Here is a 3088-nt window from a genome sequence, read left to right as displayed (position 1 = left end):
GTCCTAGTGAACGAGTTGTATATTCAACTTCACTCTGAATTAAACTGAATTCTTTATACTTATCACTCTTTACTAATTCATTTTTATTACCGCTATATTTATCTGAAAAAATCATAGTTCAGTCTCCATGTCGTAGCCTGTTAATCGATTGTCGTCACGACGACCGATAACATTGTCAATCCACTGCTGAATTTCACTTTCTACCCAAGCTACAGCTCGACCGCCAAGGCTGACATTTTCTGGAAATCTATCTTCACTGTTGTATTTATAAATTCCTGAACGGCTTAAGCCTGTTAGCGCCATGACTTCTTTTAATCTAATTAATCTTGTTTGCATTGCATTATCCTCATTTGAATTTTTGCGAGCTGTACTCACTCATCAAAAGAGCATGTTATGTAATTTTTGTTCGTAGACGTCCTGATGTGTTTACTCTAGGTCTGCAAGGCTGTATTTATCGATCCCAAAAATAATCAAACACATATTACTAAAAGGCATAGACCAACGAATCATTAAAGGAGTGTGTTATGCCTAATGACCTATCAATTAAATACATCACCGAAGAACCCATGACAGCTGAACAAGTGCTCGAAAAAGCCGCTGAGATATTGCAGAGCAAGTATATGTCTGGCAAAGCGTTTACTAGTAGCCAAGCAACACTCGACTTTTTACAGTTTAAACTGGGTAGATATGAAAAGGAGGTATTCGCAATTTTGGTGCTTAATAGTCAGCACAAGTTGATTGAGTACAAGGAGTTATTCTTTGGCACCATTAACGCCGCTAGCGTATACCCGCGAGAAGTAGTGAAAGAAGTATTACATCAAAATGGTGCCGCAGTTATTTTTGCGCATAACCATCCATCTGGCGAGCTAGAGCCGTCACAAGCTGACATTGCCATAACTATACGATTAAAAGATGCCTTAGCCTTAATAGATGTTCAGGTGCTTGATCACATTGTTGTTGGTAATGGTGCAACGTCATTTGCCGAACGTGGACTGCTTTAGTCTTCTTACTTCCTCAAATTAATTCTTTAATGCCGGACGAGCCCTGGCATACAACTTAAGAGATCAACACCATGAAACTGAACTTTAATGAGGTGCAGGGTTTTCCTGTACCTGCAAAATTATATCAACTGATTAACCAATCACTAGTTGGCACTTCAGTACCGAACAATACCTTTAACGCTATTACACTTAACTTTCGGGACCCCGATTACTCTGCTGATGCTGGTGGATATCATCCGGTTGAAATACGTATGGAGAAACAAAATGAGTTATGGCAACTCGTTTATATAACAGACTTTTCGTACCAGGGAGGGCCTTTCCCCGAGCTGGTTAAAGAAATTGATGTCTGTTTTATTAGTAAGCAAGTGTTCAATTTGTTTATTGGTTGGCTGCAAAACAGAAATGCCAAAGAACTACTTACCCTTTTTGTTAACAATTTTATTGAGTAATACATCAATGATTGTTACCAGGTAAGCGTGAGCTTTGATTAAGCAACCTATAGCGCCAGCATTATCACTTTAAATGATGCTGGCGTTTTTATGTGAGGAGTTAACATTATGGCAGAAGTTGAAGCGATAAAGGACCTGGACAAGGTTCGCCTTATAAGCCACTTGCTTGAAATACGGTGCTCAAAACAAATGGCAGATATTTGGAACATTGGCCTTAACTTGGCATTACGGATATCAGATTTACTATCAATTAAATTTACTGATATCAGAGATGGTCGTTTAATCATCTTCGAGGGGAAAACTGGCAAGCGAGCTGAAATAAAGTTAAATGACAAAGCGCGGCTTTTAATTAACAACATTCAGTTGAAGCACCGCAACCACATCTATTTATTTCAATCCTATCGAAACCGGCAATCTATCAACCGAAAACCTAAACCACTGAATAGGAGGTCTGTCACTAAAGCCTTTATGCTAGTGGGTGAAGAGTTAGGCATTAGGTTAGGTACCCATTCCATGCGCAAGTCACGTGGTTTTCATTTATACAAGAAAACTAATGATATTGCCCGAGTAATGAAAATGCTCAGACATAGCTCTGAAGGCGTAACATTGCGCTATATAGGCATCGACCAGGAAGTTATAGATACTGACTTTGTTGAATTAGAAATCTAGGGGCTTCGGCCTCTATTTTTTTGTTTTTAATATCCACTGGCCTTCTGGCGTCGAGTAAACCGTAATTAATCCAAAAATTAATTAATACACAATTTTTCTGATTGAATTAACCAGGAGAATTGCATGTCAATTTTAAATCACTTTAATGGTCAGGAACTAACCAATGACCAACAGGAATTACTTACGGAGTTGGAGTCTTTCTTGGAGGACCGTTATGCGCCCGTTTTTTTATTGAAAGGATATGCAGGGACAGGCAAGTCTTACGTTATGGCAGGAGTTACACGATACTTAAGTTGGCTGGGAAAGGAGTTTGTGATTATTGCCCCAACAGGTAAGGCGGCAAAAGTAATTGCCAATAAGACTAAATTCAAAGCTACAACCATTCATAGGATTATCTACAAATTCTATGAACAAGACGAGGAACCAATCGATGAATACCTTGAGAGGAAGCCTGATAGTTTCTCTTACCTTAACGCCAACAGTGATGAGCCTGATACCATCTATATTGTTGATGAGTCATCAATGATTTCAGATAAGTTTAGCGCTTCTCATATAGGAAAATTTGGTTCAGGGTACTTATTGCAAGATTTGCTACAGTATATTGACTTTAAAAAGAACCCTCAAAGAAAAGTCATTTTTATAGGCGATAACGCGCAGCTACCTCCTGTTAGAAATTTTTATTCTCCAGCACTTAGTGAAAATGTTCTCAATTGCGTTTATAGACTTGCATGTCTGTCGTTTGAACTAACACAAGTTGTCAGACAAAAATCTGAATCAGGCGTAATGAAAAATGCTCAAACTTTGCGAGATGCTATGGAGTTTGAGGACTGTATTGACTTTGAATTTGATGTTTCTTCCCAAGACGTGTGCCGCCTACCAAGCGTTAGTTTTATTGATAAATATTTTGACCTTTGTGACGGAAAGGTTGAGAACACTGATAACCTGACTATTATCGCTCGCACTAACAGG

At 38.7% G+C, this 3088-nt stretch carries 5 protein-coding genes; 4 read left to right on the top strand and 1 reads right to left on the bottom strand.

From position 1 onward, the window contains the following. Positions 1–111 precede the first annotated feature (111 nt). Positions 112–336 carry an AlpA family transcriptional regulator gene (locus H5202_RS19680; RefSeq protein ID WP_182773556.1) on the bottom strand — a complete coding sequence of 75 codons (225 nt, stop codon included), beginning with the start codon at positions 334–336 and terminating at the stop codon, positions 112–114. A gap of 188 nt (positions 337–524) precedes the next feature. Here H5202_RS19680 and radC point away from each other — a divergent pair, with 188 nt between their 5' ends. The 4 genes from radC to H5202_RS19660 form a co-directional block, all read left to right on the top strand. Continuing rightward, positions 525–1001: a RadC family protein gene (radC, locus tag H5202_RS19675; protein WP_182773555.1), complete on the top strand. Its 477-nt coding sequence runs from the start codon at positions 525–527 to the stop codon at positions 999–1001. Between the two features lie 71 nt (positions 1002–1072). Further along, on the top strand, positions 1073–1450 hold the full coding sequence (locus H5202_RS19670) for a DUF2787 domain-containing protein (RefSeq protein WP_182773554.1): 378 nt from the start codon (positions 1073–1075) through the stop codon (positions 1448–1450). Between the two features lie 108 nt (positions 1451–1558). Beyond that, the gene (locus H5202_RS19665) at positions 1559–2119 is read left to right on the top strand and encodes a tyrosine-type recombinase/integrase (RefSeq protein ID WP_182773553.1); all 561 of its coding nucleotides are present in this window, start codon (positions 1559–1561) and stop codon (positions 2117–2119) included. A 123-nt stretch (positions 2120–2242) separates the two neighbouring features. Then, positions 2243–3088, top strand: an 846-nt coding sequence (locus tag H5202_RS19660) for an ATP-dependent DNA helicase (protein WP_182773552.1), incomplete at its 3' end; no start/stop codon positions are given.

Origin of the sequence: Shewanella sp. SG41-4, from assembly GCF_014164505.1 — a bacterium.
In the GTDB taxonomy this organism is placed as follows: Bacteria; Pseudomonadota; Gammaproteobacteria; order Enterobacterales; family Shewanellaceae; genus Shewanella.
This window is presented reverse-complemented; position numbering and strand designations above follow the sequence as displayed.